Here is a 23,332-nt window from a genome sequence, read left to right on the forward strand (position 1 = left end):
GTCATGCATGAATCGATTCTTGTTTATCGTAACCAGCGCTATCTGTGGATCGCGCTGATTCTTGCGGTGGTATCGGTACTTGCTTACGTGCTTTATCCGTCTGCCTATCCGCCCAATGGCGGCACCTGGCTCGGCTACACGCTGGGTACCATCGGCGCGCTGCTGATTCTGTGGCTGACAGCGTTTGGCATACGCAAGCGGCGCTACCAGGCAACCGGCAAGCTGGAGGGCTGGCTGTCGGCACATGTGTATCTGGGCACCGCTTTGTTGCTGGTGGCGACGCTGCACGCTGGATTCCAGGTTGGCTGGAACATTCACACGCTGGCCTACGTGCTGATGTGCGCGACTATTTTCAGCGGGTTTTACGGCGTATATGTTTACCTGCGCTATCCGTCGCTGCTGAGCCGCAACCGCGGCGACATGACGCTGGACCAGTTGATCAGCAACGTCACCACGATTGACAGTCAGAGCCTGCGGCTGGCGCGCGGTTTACCCGAGGACGTACGCGAAGTCGTTACCAGTGCCATCAATCGCACGGTGGTTGGCGGCACCATGCGACAGCAGCTGTCAGGGCGCGATTATTCCAAGGTAGTCATTCCTACTGAAGACGGCGCAAACTTCAGTGTCGAAAGAAACGCTGACCAGGCGCGCGCGATCGAGTGGCTGGCCAGCCGCCAGTCGCAGTCGACAGACGGCGAGGTGAACAAGCTTATCGACGAGATCAATGGCTTCTTTGCCACCCGGCAAATGCTGCTGCGCAGGGTCCGTGGGGACATCAGCATGCAGGCGCGTCTGCAGTTCTGGCTCTATCTGCATATTCCGCTGGCGATCGCGCTCATTGCCGCGCTCGCTGTTCATATTATCTCTGTGTTCCTGTACTGGTAGGCGCCAATGCGGATTCTGGTACGTTTTTTAACCCGCAGAGAAGGCGCGACAAAAACCCGCGACAAGATATTTGACACCGGCGCACTGACACTGGGGCGCGGTACCGACCAGACGCTGCATATCCGCCATCCCGGCGCCGCGTTGCAGCACGCGACGATTACCAGCCGCGAAGGGCGTCTACTGTTGCGGTCGCAAAGTGTCAGCGGTGTCAGTGTCAACGACAATATTTGTCGTAGCGCATCGCTGAAGATCGGCGATCGTATCGGCATCGGTGACAACATTCTTACTGTCATCGAGCCGCCGGACGATTTTGATTTTGCGCTGACCTTTGAACTCGACCCGGAGGCCAAAGCTGCCGCGGCCGCGCCGCCACAGTACAAAACCAGGCTGTCAGAGCTGGGGTTGCGCCCGCGCCGCTGGGCGTGGATCGCAACAGCAGTGGTCGTGCTGGCCGGTCTGCTGATACCGGCACTGGTGTTTTTCAGCGACGATACCGCCGCGATGCTGCGCAATACGCCGCTGGTGCCGGACGATCACCTGTGGCTATCGGGCCCGATGCACAATGCACACCGCTCCATCGGGGAAGATTGCAGTGTTTGCCACACCCCGTTTCGCCGCACACCCAATCACCTGTGTCTTGACTGTCACGAGGATGTAGAGCAACACGTGGGTGAAGCTTCGCCGGTGAGCAGCGAGCTGTCCGAGCGGCGCTGCCAGGAATGCCACAAGGAGCACAACGAGCCCGAAGCGCTGGTCTTGCGCGATCACATTGCCTGCACCGATTGCCACGCGGACATTGCCGGCTACGATGCGCAGACTGAATTGCTTGACGTCAGCGGTTTCCTCGCCGGGCATGCCGGTTTCAGCGTCAGCCTGCTGCAGCCGGCAGCAGACGGCTGGGAAACGATACGCGTGTCACTGCGCGACCCGCAGCTGGAGGAAAAATCCGGGCTTAAGTTTCCACACGCAAAGCATCTCGCGCCCGAAGGTATCAAGGGTGTCGATGGCGATGTCGTGCTCGCTTGTGCCGACTGTCACCTGCCGCTCGGTGACGGTGCCATCATGCGGCCGGTCAATATGGAACGCGATTGCCAGTCGTGTCACACGCTGGACTTCGAGCCAAACGACCCGGTCCGGCAGGTGCCGCACGCGCAAACCGATGTCGTGATCCGCGACATGGAGGAGTATTACGCCTGGCGTTACCTGTACGGTGTCGAAGACACCAGCGAACTGGGCATTGATCCAGCCGTATTCCGACGGCCCGGCAAGATTGACGATCGTCGCGTGCGCGAACAGCTGATCCAGGCTGCTGGCGTGAAGGCCCTGCTAACAGCAAAGGAGCTCATCAATGAGCGCACCTGCGCCAACTGTCACGAGGTAAACGCAACTGACCGGTGGCCCGGTTTTGTGGTTGCACCGGTGCAACTGACCAAACGCTGGATGCCAAAAGGGCGTTTCGATCACCAGCCGCACAAGGCCTTTGAGTGTGTCGACTGCCACGCAGCCGAAACCAGCGAGGAGGCAGGCGATGTACTGATGCCGGACGTCTATGATTGCGGCGACTGTCACTCTGGCAGTGACGAAGCCGGCAAGATCACGACAGCGTGCATTGACTGTCACGGCTTTCACATGGAAGGGATGGGCCAGTGGCCACACTGAGACTCGCAGCATTTCTGTTGGCGGGTCTTTTGGTTGCAGGATGTGGCGGCACTTCAGGATCATCGCCGGCACCGGCGACCGGTAGCGGATCAGGGTCACCACCGCCGGCCACAGGCTGCGATGGCTCGTGTGCAGGGCCCGGAAGTTTTCTTTCCAGCAGCGATGTGCAGACCGTTATCGCGCAGGCAGTCGCTGAGGCACAGGCACGCAACGTTGCGGCTACGATTGCCGTGGTCGACCGGGTGGGAAACGTGCTCGGCGTTTTTCGTATGACCGGTGCCGACACCGAGATCACCATCAGCTCAACGCCGCCTGGTCCGGAGATTTCCGGCGGGCTCGAAGGCATATCTATCATTCCCGACACCATGGCCGCGATTTCCAAGGCCATTACCGGCGCCTATCTTTCCAGCGAGGGCAACGCGTTCACCACGCGCACGGCATCGCAGATCGTGCAGGAGCACTTTAATCCGGGTGAAGCATTCCAGGCGGCCGGGCCGCTGTTCGGTGTGCAGTTCAGCCAGCTGCCGTGCTCCGATTTCAGCACGCGCTTCAATGGTGCCCCCAGCCCGGGGCCACATCGCTCGCCGCTGGGTTTGTCGGCCGACGCCGGTGGCCTGCCGCTGTATCGTGACGGCACGCCTGTCGGCGGTGTTGGCGTAATTGCAGATGCGCTTTACGGCCTCGATAAAGATCCTACCGGTGACGTCGATGCCGATGTCGACGAGTTAATTGCGCTTGCCGCCACGGTTGATTTCGAGCCACCGCAGGACAGGCTGGCCTCACGGATCACCGCCGATGGCAAGACTTTCCGCTACACGGACGCACGCTTCGATGACCTGCTGAGCAGTGCCGCGCCGTCATTTGCCAGCATTGACGGTATTGCCGGCAGCCTGGTGGTGGTGGCCGGTTATTTCGACGGCACGACAACACTGGCCGGACTGGCATTCGGACAGCCCGAGTCCGGTTTTCGCCCCGACACCCTCGACTACCCGGACCTCGATGCTTTCGTGCTGGTCGACGAAAACGATGTCGAGCTTTACCGGCCGCGGGCCGGCACCGATGGTGCCGATGCGCTGAGCGAAGATGAAGTGCGACAGCTCGGCCGCAGCGCCATGGCCGTAGCCAATCGTGCCCGGGCGCAGATCCGGCGGCCGCTTGGATCACCGGCGCGCGTGACAATTTCAATCGTCGATACAAACGGCGAGGTGCTGGCGGTGGTGCGTACTCGCGACGCGCCCGTGTTCGGTACCGAGGTTTCACTGCAGAAAGCCCGCACGGCGGCGTTTTTCTCGTCGGCGGCTGCCGCCGACATACTCAGCGGACTGCCGCCCGCGGCTTATCTCGACGGCACCGTCTTCGATGATGACAGCATGCTGCGTCCGCCGCTGCGTACCGTGTCCTTTGCCAGCTATGTTTCCGCGGCGCGTGACTTTCTCGCCGTGCCGACAGCGCTGGCTGACGGCGCCTTTGCATTTTCCGACCGCGCCGGTGGCAACCTGTCACGGCCGTTTTATCCCGACGGTATAGACGCCACGCCGCCGGGCCCGTTCAGCAAACGCGCCGGACGCTGGAGCCCGTTCGCCATTGGCCTGCAGCTCGACATTGTCTATAACGCCGTGATCAATCACGTCGCCTTTGTTCTCGGACTGGTGCCGGACGTCGGCATGAACTGCTCCGGTGTCATCGGTATCGACGTCGGGCTGACTCCGGCGTTGTTTACCGTGTCCGGAGCATCACGATTGCTCGCTAACGGAATCCAGATTTTTCCGGGCAGCGTGCCGGTTTACCGCGGGAATACCCTGGTTGGTGGTATCGGCATCTCCGGTGACGGCGTCGACCAGGACGACATGATCGCGTTCCTGGGGCTGCACGAAGCTGGTGAAGCACTGGGTACGATCAACAATGCGCCGGTGGAAATTCGCGCCGATAACCTGACACCAAAAGGCACCCGGCTGCGTTTTATCAATTGTCCGCAAGCCCCGTATATCGACAGCGATGAACAGAATGTTTGTGAAAACAAGTAGCCACGCAGCGCTGCTTGCGCTGCTGTTTGCTGCGGCGCCGGCAGCTGCGGACGAGCACGTCGACGTCGAAATGGCGGTTGATGATCCATGTTCGCCGGCGGCCCTGGCAGTGCGGCGCCGGCCAGGGGTGCCGTCGCACCGTTATCACGTCGGTTGTGACCCCACCGCCGTCGAGCCCGCGCGCTCTGAGCAGATGTCAGCGCTGGTGCCCGTGCCAGACCGCTGGCGCATCGTCAATGCGCTGGGCTATCCGCAGAAACTGATTGATCCATACAGCCCAAGCAACCCACTCAAGGGCGACCGTCCGGTATTTGGCAAGGACTGGTTTTTCAATCTGTCGGTCATCGTCGACACGCTATTCGAGCCGCGCCGTTTCCCGACCCCGGTGGGCTCGCAGACCACGGACCGCCCCGGCAGCCTGGACCTGATTGGCAGCGGCGAGCAGTTCATATTCAACCAGAACCTCATCGTCGAGACGGTGCTGTACAAGGGACGTACCGTGTTCAAGCCACCCGACTGGGAGTTTCGCTTTACCCCGGTATTCAACTTCAGTCGTGTCGAGGTTGATGAACGCGGCGTGCTTAAGGCCGATCCGCGTGCCGGCACCACACGCAGCGAGGGTTTCTTCGCGGTGCAGGAATTATTTGTCGACAAGCATCTGCGCAACGTGTCCGAGCGTTACGATTTCGATTCGATACGGTTGGGTATACAGCCATTTTCGACCGATTTCCGCGGTTTCCTGTTTCAGGACATCCAGTTCGGGGTGCGGCTGTTCGGTACCCGAAGGAACAATATCTACCAGTACAACCTGGCGTGGTTCAGGCGGCTCGAAAAAGATGCCAACAGTGGCCTCAACGACATCACCGAGCGCAGCTTTGCCGACAGCCTGCGTGATGACGATATCTTCATTTTTAACCTGTACCGCCAGGACTGGCCACGGCTTGGTTTTTTCTCCCAGGGAACGATAGTGCACAACCGCAACCGGGAAGACGGCGACATCCTTTACGAAGACAATGCTTTCATCCAGCGTCCGGCGTCGTTGGGCCTCGAGCGCACGCGTGACTACGACGTTACCTATCTTGGCTATAACGGCGACGGGCACTTCGGGCGCTTCAACCTTACGGCCTCTGCCTACTACGCCTTTGGTGAAGAGTCACGCGCCACCTTCGTCAACAACAAGTCGGACATACGTGCCTGGTTTGCCGCCGCCGAAGGCTCTATCGATTTTGACTGGCTGCGGTTGCGTGGCTCGTTCCTGTACGCCACCGGTGATGACGATCCTTATGACGACAAGTCGGAAGGATTTGATGCAATTTTCGAGAACCCGATCTTTGCCGGCGCCGATACGAGCTTTTACATCCGCCAGCCGGTGCCGCTGATTGGCGGCGGTCGGGTGTCGTTGTCAAACCGCAACGGCGTGCTTAATTCACTGCGTTCGTCCAAGGAGTTTGGTCAGTCGAATTTTTCTAACCCCGGCACCGTGTTGCTTGGGCTGGGCGCCGATCTGGACCTGACGCCGCAGCTGCGGCTGTCGTTCAATGCCAACCAGCTGTGGTTCGACGACACCATCACCGTAGAGGTGGCACGAAACCAGTCGGGCATCGACCGCAATATCGGCCAGGATGTCTCGGCAGCAATTATTTACCGGCCGCTGGCGACACAAAACATTGTTCTGCGCCTGTCGGGCTCGGCGCTGCTGCCGGGCCAGGGATTCAAGGACCTGTTCGGCGATGAAACGCCATACTCGGTTGTCGGCAACTTTCTGTTTACGTACTAAGGATGCGCATGGGGTCAAGCGGAATATACAGTGGCGAGCGACTGACGCGGACATGGCCGTGGTCGTGGCCAGGCCGGTCTATGCCGGCTTATCTCGGCTTCGCCGCCGCAATCATCCTGTCAGCACCTGTGCAGCAGGTTTTTGCTTCCGAGGAAGAAAAGCCGCTCGAAATCGTGTACCCGTTTTATCCGCCGGCACCGGCTCTGCAGACACAGCAACAGGCCGATGCCAAGAGCAGCGGCTGCACCAGCTGCCACACCGACAGTGATGCGGCAACCATGCATGACGCCACGACAGTCATTCTCGGTTGCACCGACTGTCACGGCGGTGACGCCACCGTGGTCTACAGCGGAAAACCCGAAGGGCTCGGCCGGCATGACGGCGATGACCATGACGCCGGGCACGATGACGAACACGCCGACGACCACGGCAAGCAAAAAGCGAAAAAGCAAAAAGACGACCACGGCAAGGATTACGGCGGGGCGCACCGCAGCTACAGCCCTGGTTACCAGGCTGCGATGGAACACGCACACGTCATGCCCAGCCTGCCCGGCACGTGGCATTTCCCCAGCTCGGCCAACCCGGCGGGCAGCTATGCATTGCTCAATCGCGAGGCGAAAGAATACGTACGATTCGTCAACCCGTCCGATTACCGCGTTGCTTCCGAGGCCTGTGGCGCGTGTCACCAGCCAATTATCGATGCAGCCGTGCGCAGCATCATGGCAACCGGCGCGATGCTGTGGGGTGGTGCGGCGTACAACAACGGTATCGTACCGTGCAAAAACTACATCCTCGGCGAGGCCTATACGCCGGATGGCACTGCCGCGGCAATTGCCGGCAGGCCGGTCGCCGAAGAAACCCAGGTTTACGATCCGCTGAAAGCCTGCCTGGCCGACTGGAATGATCCGGACAGCCACAGGCTGCAGGGTCGCGGCGTGCTGAAGGCGCTCTTTCCGCTGCCAGCATGGGAGACAATCAAGCCGGCAGACGTGTTCCGCGTGTTCGAGCGCGGTGGACGCAATATCGTCAACCTGTTTCCCGAAACCGGGTTGCCCAATTCACGTGGCCAGCTGCAGCGTATCGAAGAACCCGGCCGGCCCGATTTCCGCCAGTCGAACCGCGGGCCGGGCACCGGCGGGCGTATCGCGGTGCCGGTGCTTAACATACACAAGACGCGGCTGAACGATCCGCTGATGTGGTTTCTCGGCACCAACGACAACCCGGGTGATTTCCGCACCTCCGGTTGTGGTGCATGCCATGTTGTCTACGCCAACGATCGCGATCCGCGACACTCGCGGCAGTATGCAAAGTTTGGCCACACCGGCAAAACGCAGACGGTCGACCCGACTATCCCGCACGAAGAGCCCGGCCATCCGCTGGAGCACCGCTTCACGACGGCAATACCGACGTCGCAATGCATGATCTGCCACATGCACCAGCCGAATATTTTTCTCAATTCCTATCTCGGCTACACCATGTGGGACTATGAGTCTGACGCGCCGCACATGTGGCCCGAAGAGCAGCGTTATCCCGATGCCCATGAGATGCGCGAAATCCTTGACCGCAACCCCGAAGGCGCTGCGGTACGCGGGAAATGGTCTGATCCGGAGTTCCTCAGGAACGTATCCGATCTCAACCCGGAGCTGAGCGATACCCAGTTTGCCGATTACCACGGTCACGGCTGGAATTTCCGTGCCATCTTCAAGCGCGATCGTGAAGGGCGCCTGCTGGACGCAGACAATAACGTGGTCAGCGACGAAGATCCTGACAAGTTTTCCAAGGCCGTGCACATGTCGTCGCTGCACCTCGACGTCGGCATGCACTGCGTCGACTGTCACTTTGCCCAGGATACTCATGGCAATGGCCATCTGTACGGCGAGGTGGCCAACGCCATCGAGATCGACTGCATCGACTGTCACGGCACGGCCGATGCATACCCGTCACTGGTGACCTCCGGTCCGGCGGCACCGCCGTTCGGCAACGACCTGTCATTGTTGACCGGACGCAACGGCAAGAAGCGTTTCGAATGGGTTGGCAACAAGCTGATCCAGCGTTCGGTAATGGACCCCGACCTGGAGTGGGAAGTGAGCCTGGTGCGTGACAGCGTTCAGCCGGGGCACCCCGAATACAACGAAAAGTCGGCACGCGCCAAGCTGATGAGCCGCGACACAGCCAATCTCGAGTGGGGCCAGGCGGTCACACCCGAGGAGCGCGCCCACGGCGATGACAATATGGAGTGTTACACCTGCCACCTGTCATGGACCACCAGCTGCGCCGGCTGCCATTTGCCGATCGAGGCCAACTGGAAAACGGCCATGCACCACTACGACGGCGAAACTACCCGTAACTACGCCACGTATAACCCGCAGGTGGCGCGCGACCAGATGTTCCAGTTAGGCCGCCGCGGCAAGATCAACGGCGGCCGTATTGCCCCGGTGCGTTCGACCTCGGCACTGGTGCTGTCGTCGACGAATGCCAACCGCGAAAAAATCTATGTGCAGCAGCCACCGATAGCTGCCAGCGGTTTCAGTTCGCAGGCCTTTGCGCCGCACTTCCCGCATACGGTGCGCAAGACCGAAACAAAGACCTGCACTGACTGTCACCTGTCACAGGAAAACGACAACAACGCCATCATGGCGCAACTGCTGTTGCTGGGTACGAACTTTGTCAACTTTGTCGGCTATCACGCGTATGTCGGAACCGAGGCTGGAATTGAAGCGGTTCAGGTTACCGAGTGGGAAGAACCTCAGGCCGTCATTGGCAGTTACCTGCATCGATATGCCTATCCGGACTGGTACAACAGGCACCAGGGGAATGACCGCCAGCTGCAGACCGGCTACCGTCACGGCGCCGGCGTTGCCAGCTGTCTGCAGCTGCGTGGCGAATATCTATTTGCCGCTGTCGGTCGCGGCGGTACCCGTGCGTATGACGTGGCAGGTATCGCCAACAAGGGTATCAGCCAGCGCATGATCACCGCGCCGTTCGCGCCGACCGGCCACGACACGCGAATTGCCAGTCGCAACGCTACCTGCGTGGCCTTGCCAACCAATCAGGCGATCGCGCCTGACAAAAACCAGGGCGACCTGATGCGCGTGGTCAACCAGGAGCAGCCATTTCATCCGATTTATAACTATGCGCTGATCACCGATGCCGAAGAAGGGCTGATCATCGTAAACGTCAACACACTGGCCGACGGTGAATTCCGCAACAACAAGCTGAAGCGGGCGCTGACCTGGAACGAAAACGGTGTGCTCGATGGCGCCCGGCACCTGACGATTGGTGGTTATTTTGTCTATGTAATGACGCCGGACCGGCTGGTTATACTGGATCTGAACGATCCGCTACAACCCCGGCTGGTCGAAACCATCGCAGTCAAAGACGGTCGCGCGACTGCATTGCAGTTCCGCTACCTGTTTGTCACCGATGCCTTCGGTCTGTGGACGGTCGACGTTACCGATCCGCGCCAGCCACGTCGCGTGCCGGACAATATTATTCGCCTGACCGACCCACAGCGGGTGTATGTTGCGCGCACTTATGCCTACGTTGCCGCCGGACCGCAGGGACTGGCAATAATCGACACAACGCAACCCGAGCAATTGCGACTGCAGCAGATCTACAATGCTGATGGCGCGCTTGCCGATGCACGCGATGTGATAGTCGGTTCAACCAATGCAACACAGTTTGCGTACGTCGCTGACGGCAGCGGCGGTCTCAAGGTCATTCAGCTGACGGCTCCCGACACCCAGCCGCGCTTTTACGGGTTCAGCCCGGAACCGCGACCGAACCTGGTGGCGTACTACCCGACAAGAAAACCTGCGCTGGCGCTGTCCAAAGGACTCGACCGCGACCGTGCTGTAGACGAGACCGGTGGCCAGATGGCTGTGTTCGGCCGGCTCGGGTCGAGACCGTTAACGCAGGACGAAATGAAGAAACTCTATATCGACGACAATGGAAACCCCTGGTTCGTTACCGATGAACCGGAAAAGCAGTAAAGGCATCGCCATGAATACCCGATTACTGATAACACTGACCAGCCTGCTCCTGCCGCTGACCAGCGATGGCGCATTACCGCAACACGACCAGTATGAGCATCTCGGTGTGCGCAGTTGTGGTGCCTCGTCCTGTCACGGCTCAGCCGGTGTGCGCAATACCTACTCAGTGCTGCAGAATGAATACATCACCTGGGCACGGCATGACCTGCACTCGAAGGCTTATGATGTGCTGCGCAACGAAAGATCAGAGCGTATTGCCGAGAACCTGGGTCTGGACGCCGCGCACACGGCGAAAATCTGTCTCGACTGTCACAGCGACTATGTGCCGCGGGAACGTCGCGGGCTGCAGTTTCAGTTAGCCGACGGTGTGGCCTGCGAGGCCTGCCATGGCGGTGCCGAAAAGTGGCTGGGTGTGCACATTACTGGCGGTGGCGACAAGCATGAGGAAAGCCTTGCAGCCGGTTTGTATCCGACCGAGGATCCCGTGGCCCGCGCCGAGCTGTGCCTGTCGTGCCACCTCGGCACCAAGGACAAATTTGCCACACACGAAATCATGGGTGCCGGACACCCGCGCCTGTCCTTCGACCTGCAGAAATTCACCGACCTGCAGCCGCGCCACTATCGCGTCGACGCCGACTACCGCGAGCGTAAAAAACATGTCGAGGACACACGCGCCTGGGCTATCGGTCAGGTGGCTGCGTCGCGGCAGTACATGACACTGTTGCAGGGCTCGCGCATGGCCGGTAGCGGGTTGTTTCCGGAGCTCGGCCTGTTCGATTGCCATGGCTGTCATCGTTCGCTGAAAGACCAGCGCTGGATGCCGGATGCCAGCAGTCCGACTCCACCAGGATCGGTCATGCTCAACGACAGCTCGCTGGCAATGAGCCAGGCTGTGGCCAAAGCGGTGGCGCCGGCAATGACCAATTCGCTAAATGGTGCAATACGCGATTTACATGCAGCGTCGCAAACCGATGTGGCATCGATACGTGCAGCGGCAGGGCGACTGGATGGCTTGCTGGCGCAGCTGGGTAGTCGTCTTGACGGCATGAACTTCGGCGCGCAAAGCAACGCGGCCATCATGAGTGAACTGCGCAGTGCGGCGGCGAGCTACAGTGACTACAGCGACGCCGAACAGGTGACAATGGCGCTTGATGTATTTTCCGGTATTACCCGCACCATGAAGGGTGAGGTCGACAGCCTGTATGAGGTAATGGCCGACGAAGATCATTTTGATCCGGCAGTGTTCGCTGCTGTGTTTACTGGTGCGAGCACCGCCGGTGTTGCCCGGACGACGCCGGCGACGCCTGTCAGCCAGCCGACAGCACCGCCAGTGGCCACCACGCAGCCGCTACCGCGGGCACCGGTGATGAGTGAACGCCCGGCGGTTAGTTCCAGGCCGGCGGCGGTCACCAGCGGTGATCTCGGTCCGCATGTTGTCATGGCTGACTCGCTGCGTATCCGCGCCGTGCCGACGGTGGAAGGCCGCGTGGTCGGCAGCCTGTACCAGGGCAACCCGGTCGCAGTAACCGAGCGGCGGGGCGACTGGGCGCGTATCCAGTGGCAGGATTATGGCCGCACCAACGAAGGCTGGGTTGCGGGACGCTTTCTCGCCGCCGAATAGCCCGTCTGTGACCCGTCGAGCCACTGTTGCCAGTGCCTGTGCCGGCTTAATTTCACTCGGCCGTCCGTGGCCTCGCTCAAATCGGGGCCGGCGCGCTGCGGCGTCCTTGCCTCACGCGTGCCGGCCACGACGCCGGAACACGCACTGGCAGCAGTTACGCGACCGGGCATTGTCGTAGACTGGCATCCATGCAGCTGCTGAAAGGCATTTCCGAATGGGTACTGTGGGGCCACGCCCCGGCGCGACTGCTGATCAGTGTCGTTGCGATGGTGCCGTTCCTGCTGCATGCCGGCGGCTGGCAGCAATTCAATTTTCTTACCGAACTTGAGACCTTTGCCTACGACGCGCGTATCCGGCTGACAATGCCCGGTGGTGTGGACGAGCGCATCGTCATCATCGATCTGGACGAGCGCAGCCTTAATACCGAAGGCCACTGGCCGTGGCCGCGCGACAAGATGGGTGACCTGGTCAACAAGCTGTTTGACGACTACCAGATACGCCTGCTCGGTTTTGACGCGTTGTTTGCCGAGTCAGATGATCCGTCCGCCATTCGCATAGTCGATGAAATGCTGGCAACCGGCGCACTACCGGAGGAGTTGCACAACAACCTGCGGGAGCGGCGCTATGATCTGGAGACCGACCGTATATTTTCCGAATCACTGATTGCACGTGATCTGGTGCTCGGCTATGCCTTTCGCTTCGAAGTGAAGGACGGCGAGGAAACGGCCACCGGCCTGCTGCCAGACCCGGTACGGCGGCGTGACGAGCTGGAAGGTATTACCGTGCCGTTTCCCAAAGCCAGTGGCTATGTTGCAGCGTTGCCTATCCTGCAATCGGAGGCCCTGGCGGGTGGCTTTATCAACAAGCCGCTCATTGATAACGATGGTGTAACCCGGCGTGCTGCCACGCTGGTAAGTTACGACGGCGACCTGTACGCGTCCCTGGCCTTGTCTATGGCACTGCACGCTCTGGGAAATCCGCCGCTGCAGTTCGTGTTTGCCGATACCGAGGGCGACCTGGGCGGACTGGCGCTGGAAGCGCTCAAGCTTGGTGAGCAGACCATTGCGGTCGATCATCGTGCTGGTGTGCTGGTGCCTTTTCGTGGCCCGCGCAACAGCTTTCCCTATGTGTCCGCCACTGATGTTCTGAAACTGACCGCCGACCCGGCTGTGCTGCAGGACAAGATTGCGTTGTTCGGGGCGTCGGCCGCGGGCCTGCTCGATTTGCACACCACACCGGTCGACAAGGCTTATCCCGGCGTCGAGGTGCATGCCAACGTTATCGCCGGGCTGATGGATGGCAGCGTTCGTTACCGGCCGGACTGGGCGCGCGGTGTCGAGCTGTTTTCGCTGTTGATTATCAGCATTCTCATAGCGCTGGTGTTGCCGCGTATGTCGCCGTTTAACGAGTTTGTCATGCTGATTGCAATTGTCGTGGCTGCCGTGGGCATCAACCTGTATTTCTGGATCGAAAAAGACTTTGTGGTACCGGTGGCCGGCACACTGGCATTCTTGTTTGTCAACGCCCTGCTGCAGTTCAACTACGGTTTCTTCGTCGAGTCACGCAACAAGCGCCACTTGTCAAAAGTGTTCGGCCAGTACATTCCGAAGGAAATCGTCGATGAGATGGACCAGGACCACAGCGAGGTATCCATCGAGGGCGAGAATCGCGACATGAGCGTGCTGTTTTCCGACGTACGCGGCTTCACCACCATCTCCGAAGGCATGGCGCCGACCGAGCTGACCAAGTTCATGAACGCGTTCCTGACGCCAATCACTGAGCTGATCCATGTGAATCGCGGCACAATCGACAAGTACATGGGTGATGCGGTAATGGCATTCTGGGGCGCGCCGCTGCCGGACGAGAAGCACGCGCTGCATGCGGTGGAAACAGGGATGAAGATGATTCACCGTATGGCCAGCCTGCGTGATGAATTTGCGGAGCGCGGCTGGCCGGAAGTGCGCGTCGGCGTAGGGGTCAGCAGCGGGCCGATGAACGTCGGCAACATGGGCTCGCAGTTCCGCGTGGCTTACACGGTGATGGGCGATACGGTCAATCTTGGTTCACGCCTGGAGGGCCAGACCAAGGGCTATCATGTCGAGTTCATCGTCAGCGAGGGTACCTATCTTGCAGTACCGGAGTACGCCTTCCGCGAGCTGGACCGGGTGCGGGTAAAAGGCAAAAACGAGCCGGTTGCCATATTCGAGCCGATCGGGCGCAAGGACGAATTGTCGCCCGAGCAAAAGATTTTCCTGTCGCGTTACCAGCTGGCGATGATGCTTTATCACGCGCAGAAGTGGGAGCTGGCCGATGCCGAATTCGCCGCGCTGCACGAACGCGACGGCCACGAAATTTACAATATCTATCGAGAGCGCATCGCACATTTCCGTGAGAACCCGCCCGGCGACGACTGGGACGGCGTATTTACCCTGACCACCAAGTAATTATGTCTGGCCCGGCCAAAAGACCGGCGGCGAGAAAGTACAATGAGTGAACCTGACAACAACAAGAGCAACAACCCAGTGTCCGAAAGACGCCGCGATGACCGCATCGACGTAGACCTGCCGTTTCTGCTGCGCGATCCGGCAGGGGATGCCGAGTGGCATTGCCACACGCTGGATATTTCACCGACCGGTGTTCTGCTCGAGGTCGACGAAGCGCAGGCGCCGCCGCCCGGGATGATCGTCCACGCCGTAATCCAGGGCCCAACCGAGAAAGGCTGGGAGCACATCAACACCCGGCAGATGCGCGTTGTGCGCACGCGCGACAAAAAGACCGGTCTTACCTACACCGATCTCGACAGCGAATCCTCACCGTAGGAGCGGCTTCCAGCCGCGATACCGCGCCGCGACCATCGTAGGAGCGGCTTCCAGCCGCGATAGCGCGCCGCGACCATCGTAGGAGCGGCTTTCAGCCGCGATACCGCGCCGCGACCATCGTAGGAGCGGCTTTCAGCCGCGATATCGTGCCGCGCCCATCGTAGGAGCGGCTTCCAGCCGCGATACCGCACCGCGACCATCGTAGGAGCGGCTTCCAGCCGCGATAATCAGTCCCGCCACCATCCTGGCAAGATGAGATGAGGATAATCTTCAACCCGCTCCACTAGTCCCGCTCGAACCGGGTTTTCGACCAGGTAACGAACCCGGATTCTGTAATCTTCATCGCCGCGAAGGGCGTGATCATGAAAGCCTCGCTGCCAAACCGGTGTTGCGATACCTGCACCGGCTAGCCGATGTGCGCTGTAACTCTTTAGTGTGTGCATGACTTTGCTCAGTGTGCCTTCATCCAGCCGTCCGGCCAGATGTAGATGGTCTGGCATAACGACCGCAGCATCGACAAAAAATCGCGACGCGTCGTGAAGCCAGCGAACAGCATCAAGCACGCTCGTCGCGTACTCGCGCTTTGTGAATATTCGCCGCTGCCCCGCGACCGATGTGGTAAGAAAATAGTGAAGGCCGACCTGCGAGATTCGCCCCTTGCGCAGGTTTTTCGCATGTGGTCGTCTTGCGGTCACATCCGCATCGTACGGCTGTGTCGCCACGACGCTGCGTTCGCAATCTCGCGTATTCGCCTGGATTTTCACCGCGCATGGGGGTCGGGATCGCGGCTGGAAGCCGCTCCTACGGCTCAATGCCGGGACAGCGGGCTGCAGTGGATCGCGGCTGGAAGCCGCTCCTACGGTTTGATGCCGGACGGCGGGTTGTGGCCGGCAGTTGTCGGCCTTATTGCTTGATGCAGGAGGCAAACAGGTTGACACGCTGCTCCTCGTAGCGGATTTCATCGCAGGGCCTTGCGAACTTTGACGCCTTGAACAACCGATGCATGTCGTCCTCGGTGCGATGGATCAGTTTCCAGTCCAGCACATGATCCATCGTTGCCCGCGAGCTGTTGCGCGGGTGAAAGTTTCCAAGTATCACTTTCCCACCCTCGCGCAGGATGCCGTGCACATAGTTGAGCAGCTCGATGACAAATTTGTCGGCGAAGTAGTCGATCAATCCGATGCTGTAGGCCAGGTCCTGATTGGCGAGATTTAGCTCCTGGCGCCCCAGTGCGAGGTAAACCAGGTTGCAGTTGAGCAGGTCCATATGCTGGCGCAGCTTGCGCTGGTCGCGGCGATCCGATACGAAAGCCAGAGCCTGCAGGTCGATGTCGATACAGCTGGCCTTTAAATTCTCCGGGCTCTCCAGTGTTTTGTATACATCGAACAACTCGGCGGCCGGGCCGGAAGCCATGCTGGTGACACGTGTCGGGCCATCGCTGCGCATCGCCTTTTCAATTTCATCGCACAACAGGCCGCGCCGGTTTTGCACGGCAGTGGCTGCCGGTTCACGCAGAAAACACTCGTCGAGCAGCGGCCCGATGCGGCTGGTCCCGCTCGGGCTGTTCTCGTAGATCATTTCGATGGTGAGAAAGTCACCGGCATAGCCACGCGGCTTGGAGTAGAAACGTTCTGCGGTTCGGGTTAGCAGAAGATAGGGCAGGAATTCCTGCTGAAACCTCGCACCGAGGCTGTTGGCAACCGCCTCGCCCAATTCGGATTGCTGTCCCAATATCTGGTTAGCGCCACGCGTCAGTTCGCTGAAGTCCGCCAGTGCCTTTTGGCGCAGCTGCTGAGGAACTTCACCGTCGTTTTGCAGTGCCTGGGTATCGCAGTCGCGCATGAGTTGCTTGAAGTCGTCAACGGTCGAGGCGATTTTTCCAAACAGCTCATCGTCGATGACCCTGCCTTTCTCGCTCCGCTTGACCCAGCGTCCCAGCGCCGACACCTGGTTGCGCAGGCGCTGCGCCGCAAGCAACGCCAGCGATCGATACATCCTGCTGCCGAATCCCGCCCTGCGTTCCATCGCCTCGCGCAGCGCATCTGCTGGAATTGCCAGAAGCAGCGTGTTTTCGACAATCGTGACGGTTGCGATGGCAGGTTTTTGCTCGAGGAAAGAAATCTCGCCAACGAGCTCGCCGGGCCCGAGGGTGGCCAGTTGCCGGTCGGGCAGCGACCGTGTGCTCACGCCGACCAGGCCTTCGAGCACGATGTACAGGGTCGGTGAGACCTCACCTTCCTTCAGGATGACAGTATTGGTAATGGTTTGCTGTTCGCTGCCCAGCTCGAACAGGGATTCGATATCGTCATCACTCAACTGGTTCAGAAAGCTCAAGGCTTCTTGCATGTCAGTGTCCTCTGCAAAGCTTAAAAGCGAAAACCTAAGGTAAGGCGGTAAACAACGGGGTCCAGATCAACGGCGATGTTTCGTTCGATACCGCTCGTGTTCAATGTAATGTCGGCATCCAGGTCGTTAAATGAGACGGATAACGTGGTCAGCAAGCGGGCGGAAAGAACGACATCGAATCCCGTGATCAGCACCGGGGCGAACCCGCCGTCTATGTGAACCGCGGTCTCCCCGCCGAGCGCAGCCTCCAGAGCCGGAAAGGCATGCGCGGAAGAATACTGATTGTAGGAGGCGCCAATACCGACAAAAGGAACGAGGCTTCCGGTCAGGTCAAAGTGTCGTTGCAGCAACACGGCCGGACTGATGGCACGCGCTTTGCCCAGATCGCCTAATGCGGTGACGATGCCTTCACCTTTCAGCTTGTAGGTCGGGGGTGCGCCCAGTGCGAGCACCAGCGACCATTGATCGCTGAAATGGCGCGTGTAAACGATCGCAAGCGTGCTGGTGTCGCGCGCAGACACACGAATACCGCCAGGAGTTTGCGGCCCGCTGAGATCATTGCTGCTGCTGTCAAAGCCGTAGTGGAACACGCCTGCGGCAATACTGTTGACCGGTTCAGTGCTGACCGGCCCGCTGAGTGTGAGGCCAGTAAACAGCACGGCTGCGCTGATCGTTGCTACCGCGTTCAACTTGCCCTACCCCCCCACGCCATCAGATTGGCACTGGTTACAGTCTAGTCAACGCCGGCACGAAGATGGTGCTGCGCTGCCGCAGCCACAGGCCCTTTTTTTACTGCATCTTATGTCTCACCCGAGCAAATTCGATAGCCGAAAAGCCTAGACTGGTCGTTACAAGAATCGCCGCGGATACAGCGCGGACCAGGACGGGGGATCGGCCGCAACAGGCCGGAAAAGAAAATGCCGCTTAACGGCAATTCTGGACTTAGTCTAATTTTCTTGCGCTATGCGGGTTCTGGACTAAGCTTATTTCGAATAACTACCGGCTTTAAGGCCGGGATAAGGGAAAAAACATCAAGTCGTTGTGGGTAGCGATCATCGCCCTGCTGCTATGGCCGGCAGCCGGGTGGGGGGCAGCAGACTCTGCCAGGGTTCAGGCGTCCGGCAGTGTCGCCTCGCATGTCAATGTGCGCGAGAGGCCAACCGTCAACAGCGCTGTTATCGCGGTAATGCGACCGGGCAAAACCGCGCCCCTGGTGAGTGAGTCGGCTGAGTGGTACGCGATCGAGCTTTCCGATGGCAGCGTTGGCTATGTCAGCCGCTATTACACCGAAAAAGTTTTTGTAACCGCGCCGCGGCAGCCGCGTAAACCGGTTTATGCGACGCAACTGCCGACAACACCGGCCGCGCCGGCAGCGCAGCCGGAGCGCAGCACCACCGCTGCGCGTGGTGCAGAGTCTTTCCAGCGTTCGGGTGGTCTTGCCATAGCTGCAGGCGAGCGCTCTGACCGCAGCATGCTGGGACAAGCGTCCCGGTTGATGGCGGAGGCGCAACCAAAGGCGGCGTTTCAATACCTGTCAGGTTTCGAGTCACAGTGGGCGGGTGACAGCGGCTTCGATTATCTGTACGGGATCGCAGCCCTCGACAGCGGCAATGCCGGCGATGCTGTGTTCGCGCTGGAGCGGGTAACCCAGGCATTACCGGGTTTCGTCGGTGCGCGCATGGAACTGGCGCGTGCCCTTTTTGCGACCGGCGACCGCGATCGTGCGCGGCGTGAATTTGCGACCTTGCTGGAAAAGAATCCGCCGGCGGCGGTACGGGGCGCTATCGAAGGCTACATCGACGCCATTGATACAAAACCCGAACCGCCGCGGCCGGGTAACCGCGAGTTTTACGCCTCGGCCCTGGCCGGTTATGACAGCAATGCCAATGGCGCAGCCGACATTACCGATTTCCTGGGGTTCAGCCTGGACCCGCGCAGCCTCGAGCAGTCCAGTTCGTTTTTCGAAGCACAGCTTGGTGCCAGGGTGCATAAGCCGCTTGGTCCGACGCTGGCGCTGGAGTACCAGGCGGGCCTGAGTCATCGCCACAACCCGGAAGCCGATTTTGTCGACAGCAGCCTGGCCAGCGCCACCGCTGGACTGGTGGCAACGACCGGTGCCGGTGATTTCATTGTGGGCGGCGCGGCCTACTGGTCCGGACTGGATGGTGGTTTCAATGAACGCAGCACCGCGCTGGACCTCGGCTTTCGCGGTGAACTGGCCGGCGACAAGGCACTGAACGTGTCTTTCCGGGCCGGCCCGGTCAGTTTTGCCAGCGCCCAGCGCATTCGCGACGTTTCCCGCTTTATGTACACGCTGTCCCTGCACCAGCCGCTGGGTGACAGCCATCTCAGCTGGACTCTGCTAAGCGGCCGCGATCGCGCCGAGGATCAGGCCTCGGCGTACAGCAATTCACGTCTTGGCGGCAGGGTTGCCGCGGTGTGGCGTTGGGGCAATGACGATCTCAGTGCCGATATCGGTTACCTGCGCATTCCCTACAACGGCAACACCACGTTTTTTGGCACGGATCGGAAGGACAAGCAGTTAATCGCCGGCCTGTCGCTGCTGCGTGACAACCGGCCGATACGCGGCTGGACGTTTGTGCCACGGCTGCGTTTTATCAGTAACGAATCCAACGTGGCGATATTCGACTACGACCGCGTCGAGCTGGCGTTCGAATTGCGCAAGGTGGCGCGATGAAATATTTCACGCCATTAATGATTGTGATGTTGCTGGTGCTGCCGGCTCATGCGGCAAACGAAGCCGGGCGCGCCATGTTTGTGGCCGGTGCGGTAACCGCCGAGCGTGACGAAGTGGTACCGCTCAAACGCGACGACGCCGTGTTCGAATCGGATGTGATCGTCACCGCACCCAGGGCGCGGGCCCAGTTGCTGATGCGTGACGGGGCGAAGTTTGCGCTGCGCCCCGACACCCGCTTTCAGGTAATCGAATATTTCCAGGCTGGCGATGAAGTCGAGCAACCGGACGGGTCGGTAGTGGTGGCAAGTGACGACAGTGCGGTAACCGAACTGATCAAAGGGGGTTTTCGCACCATTACCGGCGCCGTAGGCCGGGATGACGCGGAAGACTACGAAGTGCGCACGCCGGCAGCGACGATGGGTATACGCGGGACTCACTATGCCGTGGTGTGGTGTGCCGGCGACTGCCAGCCGCCGCCGGGCATTGAGACGCCAGCGCCGAACGGACTATACGTCAGCGTTACCGAGGGTCGCGTGTTCATGGCCAACGCGGTGGGCGAACTGACTATTGCGGCCGGTCAGTATGCCTACGTGCAGGACCAGGATACGCCGCCACGCCAGGTTCCGGCGATGCCGGTGCCGCTTATCGATGTAGAGGCAACCGAGCTTGCCGATGAGGAATCTGCTGCCGAAGAAGTTCGTCAGGCCAGTGTTGCCGCTGGTGATGATGCCGACGATGTCGGATTACCGGCCAGCAGCGAACCACCGACAGATTCCGGATTCAGTGCACGTGCTGCTACGCCACCACCGGATGATCCGGCCACTGGTGGAACAGGTTCCCCGGGTGCACCCGGTGACGGTAGTGACAGCGGTGATGGCAGTGATGGTGGTGACGACGCCCCTTCACGTCAGGCCAGTCGCGGCGGCAGCGGGGACGGTGGGCAGACCGGTGATCCGGGTGGCCCCGACCTGCTGGCACCGCCCTACAACAGCTCCACCGGCGGCGGTTTCGAAACAACGCCCGAGATTCCGCTAAACACCGAAGACGGCGAGTCGATTACCGGCGGCGATGTGCCGGACATTCGCGCCGTGGCGCTGGCCAGGGCGCAACCGTTTACTGCTTCATCGCCACGCGGCCGGCGCACGTTTGCCGGTAATGATCTTGGCGGCTTTGATGCGCCACCGGTCAACGCTGCCGGCACGCAGTCGTTTTATGCCATCGGTTCGGCGCAGGTGCGTGACGACGGTTTCGATCCGGGCACCGGCATGGGTTGGGGTCGCTGGAGCAACGGCACTGCCACGGTCACCCAGGGGGCATCGAGCAGTAATATCAACCTGTCCGGTGCCAGCCTGCACTGGGTGTACGGGCCGATGCTGCCGACACGCCCGGTCATGCCGACCACCGGGACGGCGACATTCCGCGTTATCGTCGGTAACACCGATCCGACCGACAACTCCGGTAACAGCGGCATTCTCGGCAACGCCAGCCTGATGGCCGACTTTGGTGCGCTGACGGTCGAGAGCAGCCTGCAGCTGGGTATCAACGGTTCCAACTGGTCGGCGTCGGGTGGCGGCACCATCGTCAACGAGTTGTTCAATGGCACCTACAACGTGCTGATTGACAATCAGCTGCCCGGCAGCGGCAGTTTCTCCGGGTTCTTTAATTCACCCGCAGCTAACGGGCTGCCAAACGGCGCCGGCATGACCTACGGTCTGTCCGGGCCGGCCGGTACCACAGTAAACGGCGCGGTCGTATTTGGAGCGCCCACGGCGCCGTAGAACATCATGAAACTACGCTGCACATTTGTTCGCCTGTCACACGCCGCTGTCGCGGCGCTGCTGGTAGCCGGCTGTGGCGGCGGTGGCGGTTCCGGGTCACCAGCGACAGCACCTGTCGTGCAACCGGCGCCGCCGCCGGTCAGTGGCGTGCAAATTACCGGCACGGCGATGAAAGGGGCGTTGGAGATTGCCGACGTCGACCTGATTCCCATCGACATATTCGGTAACGAGTCGGGCCCGGCAATCGTTTCAGTCGTTACTGACAGCAACGGCAACTTCAATGCGACAATTCCGCCCGGCACCGGCGACCTGCTGGTACGTACCCGCGGTGGCAGCTATGTCGACGAAGCCGACCGCGAACCGGACCCGGCACGGAAGCGGCGTATCGTGCTCGGCCCGAACCAGGGCCTGGAAAGCATCCTGCCAGCCGGCGAGACGGTCACCACGGTAACGCTGGCCAGCCAGGCGCTGGTGCTGGCCGCCCGCCGCGAGACCATCGGCGGCACCTTCATGCAGCAGTTCGAAGCGCTGCGTGCGCAGGCGACTGGCGTGTTCGGCTTCGATGCCATCAGCACCGTGCCGGCCAACCCGGTCACGCCCGATCCTGCTACGGCCGACGCCCAGCGCCAGTACGCGTTATTGCTGGGCGGGCTGGCCAATGTGGTCAACCGCGTCGCCGTTAATCTCGGTTTTGCCGCACCCACACCGGAAAGCGTGTTTGCGGTCGCCGAGGATCTATCCGACGGCCGCATCGACGGCACGATCGACGGCGACCCGGTGCTGGTGGGCAACACCCCCATTGGCGCGTTCGATCTCAACGAAGAGATCGTGCGTTTCCGCAACAACAATTTCGATAACTACGCGTCGACCGGAATCATTACCGTCGATGAAAACGCGCTGTCACAGCCGCCCGACCCGGTCAATGCTGTCCCGGCGGGGCTGCCGGAGGACTACACGCTGGCGGTGGGAGAGACGCTAAGCGTGCCCGAACCCGGCGTGCTGGAAAACGATACCGATGGCGACGGCAACCCGCTGTTTGCGGTGCTGGTGACCGGCCCGGCCAATGCCGCGCAGTTTGGTCTGGCCGACGACGGCTCGTTTGATTACGTGCACGACGGTTCCGCCCCCGGCGTCGACACTTTTACCTACGTGGCATTTGATGGTATCGACGAATCGACGCCGGTGACCGTGACCCTCAATGTCACCAACATCCGTCCCGTTGCCAACGACGACGTTGGCGGCACGGTGGATGAGGGCGGCACCTTTAGCGGCCAGGTCAACCTGCTCGACAACGATACCGATGTCGACGGCGATCCGCTCACGGCAGTTCTCGCCGACCCGCCGGCCAATGGTCAGGTCTTCGTCTTTACCAACGGCACGTTCGAGTACAACCACGACGGCGGCGAGACCACTGCTGACAGCTTTACCTACGTGGCCAACGACGGCTTCAGCGACTCCGACCCGGCCACCGTCACCATTACCATCAACCCGGTTAACGACCCACCGGTGGCCAATCCCGATGCCATCACTGTCGATGAGGGTCAGACAGGCAATCTGTTGCTGGGCGGTGCGACCAGCGTACTGGCCAACGATGTCGATCCGGACAGCCAGCTGACCGCCACGCTGGAAAGCCCGCCGGTCAACGGCCAGCTGACCTTCAATGCCGACGGTACGTTCGAATACAGTCACGATGGCAGCGAGACGACCAGCGACAGTTTTGACTACAGTGCCAG

General features: G+C 60.5%; 14 protein-coding genes. 11 read left to right on the forward strand and 3 right to left on the reverse strand.

Annotated elements, in window-relative coordinates; translation table 11 throughout:
* Nucleotides 1–3 precede the first annotated feature (3 nt).
* From HKN06_06235 to HKN06_06270, 8 genes are all read left to right on the forward strand, one after another.
* The gene (locus HKN06_06235) at nucleotides 4–885 is read left to right on the forward strand and encodes a hypothetical protein (protein NNF60913.1); all 882 of its coding nucleotides are present in this window, start codon (nucleotides 4–6) and stop codon (nucleotides 883–885) included.
* Nucleotides 886–891: 6 nt separating this feature from the next.
* A complete protein-coding gene (locus HKN06_06240) occupies nucleotides 892–2,544 on the forward strand; it encodes an FHA domain-containing protein (protein ID NNF60914.1) in 1,653 nt (550 codons plus the stop codon).
* A complete protein-coding gene (locus HKN06_06245) occupies nucleotides 2,532–4,568 on the forward strand; it encodes a hypothetical protein (protein ID NNF60915.1) in 2,037 nt (678 codons plus the stop codon). The genes HKN06_06240 and HKN06_06245 overlap by 13 nt, the downstream gene beginning before the upstream one ends.
* Nucleotides 4,549–6,345 (forward strand): hypothetical protein, encoded by a 1,797-nt coding sequence (locus HKN06_06250; protein ID NNF60916.1) that lies wholly within the window; start codon nucleotides 4,549–4,551, stop codon nucleotides 6,343–6,345. The genes HKN06_06245 and HKN06_06250 overlap by 20 nt, the downstream gene beginning before the upstream one ends.
* An 80-nt stretch (nucleotides 6,346–6,425) precedes the next feature.
* Nucleotides 6,426–10,337, forward strand: coding sequence for a hypothetical protein (locus tag HKN06_06255; protein ID NNF60917.1), 3,912 nt, complete (start codon nucleotides 6,426–6,428; stop codon nucleotides 10,335–10,337).
* Nucleotides 10,338–10,347: 10 nt separating this feature from the next.
* Nucleotides 10,348–11,958, forward strand: a complete 1,611-nt coding sequence (locus HKN06_06260) for an SH3 domain-containing protein (protein ID NNF60918.1) — start codon at nucleotides 10,348–10,350, stop codon at nucleotides 11,956–11,958.
* A gap of 188 nt (nucleotides 11,959–12,146) precedes the next feature.
* Nucleotides 12,147–14,402 (forward strand): adenylate/guanylate cyclase domain-containing protein, encoded by a 2,256-nt coding sequence (locus tag HKN06_06265; GenBank protein NNF60919.1) that lies wholly within the window; start codon nucleotides 12,147–12,149, stop codon nucleotides 14,400–14,402.
* Between the two features lie 42 nt (nucleotides 14,403–14,444).
* Nucleotides 14,445–14,777 (forward strand): PilZ domain-containing protein, encoded by a 333-nt coding sequence (locus HKN06_06270; GenBank protein NNF60920.1) that lies wholly within the window; start codon nucleotides 14,445–14,447, stop codon nucleotides 14,775–14,777.
* Nucleotides 14,778–15,004: 227 nt separating this feature from the next.
* On the opposite strand, the gene HKN06_06275 is transcribed toward HKN06_06270, so the two are convergent.
* From HKN06_06275 to HKN06_06285, 3 genes are all read right to left on the reverse strand, one after another.
* Nucleotides 15,005–15,541 (reverse strand): transposase, encoded by a 537-nt coding sequence (locus HKN06_06275; GenBank protein ID NNF60921.1) that lies wholly within the window; start codon nucleotides 15,539–15,541, stop codon nucleotides 15,005–15,007.
* Nucleotides 15,542–15,680: 139 nt separating this feature from the next.
* Nucleotides 15,681–17,123, reverse strand: coding sequence for a cyclic nucleotide-binding domain-containing protein (locus HKN06_06280; protein ID NNF60922.1), 1,443 nt, complete (start codon nucleotides 17,121–17,123; stop codon nucleotides 15,681–15,683).
* A gap of 20 nt (nucleotides 17,124–17,143) precedes the next feature.
* Complete coding sequence (locus tag HKN06_06285) at nucleotides 17,144–17,812, reverse strand: OmpW family protein (protein NNF60923.1); 669 nt, start codon at nucleotides 17,810–17,812, stop codon at nucleotides 17,144–17,146.
* A gap of 455 nt (nucleotides 17,813–18,267) precedes the next feature.
* Between HKN06_06285 and HKN06_06290 the strand changes: the two genes are divergently transcribed.
* The 3 genes from HKN06_06290 to HKN06_06300 all read left to right on the forward strand — a co-directional run.
* Nucleotides 18,268–19,821 (forward strand): tetratricopeptide repeat protein, encoded by a 1,554-nt coding sequence (locus HKN06_06290; protein NNF60924.1) that lies wholly within the window; start codon nucleotides 18,268–18,270, stop codon nucleotides 19,819–19,821.
* A complete protein-coding gene (locus tag HKN06_06295; protein NNF60925.1) occupies nucleotides 19,818–21,599 on the forward strand; it encodes a FecR domain-containing protein in 1,782 nt (593 codons plus the stop codon). Before HKN06_06290 ends, HKN06_06295 begins: the two co-directional genes overlap by 4 nt.
* A gap of 6 nt (nucleotides 21,600–21,605) precedes the next feature.
* Nucleotides 21,606–23,332 (forward strand): tandem-95 repeat protein (locus tag HKN06_06300; GenBank protein NNF60926.1); only part of this gene is annotated, 1,727 nt, incomplete at its 3' end.

This window comes from Gammaproteobacteria bacterium, assembly GCA_013003425.1.
Taxonomy (GTDB): Bacteria; Pseudomonadota; Gammaproteobacteria; order Steroidobacterales; family JABDKV01; genus JABDJB01.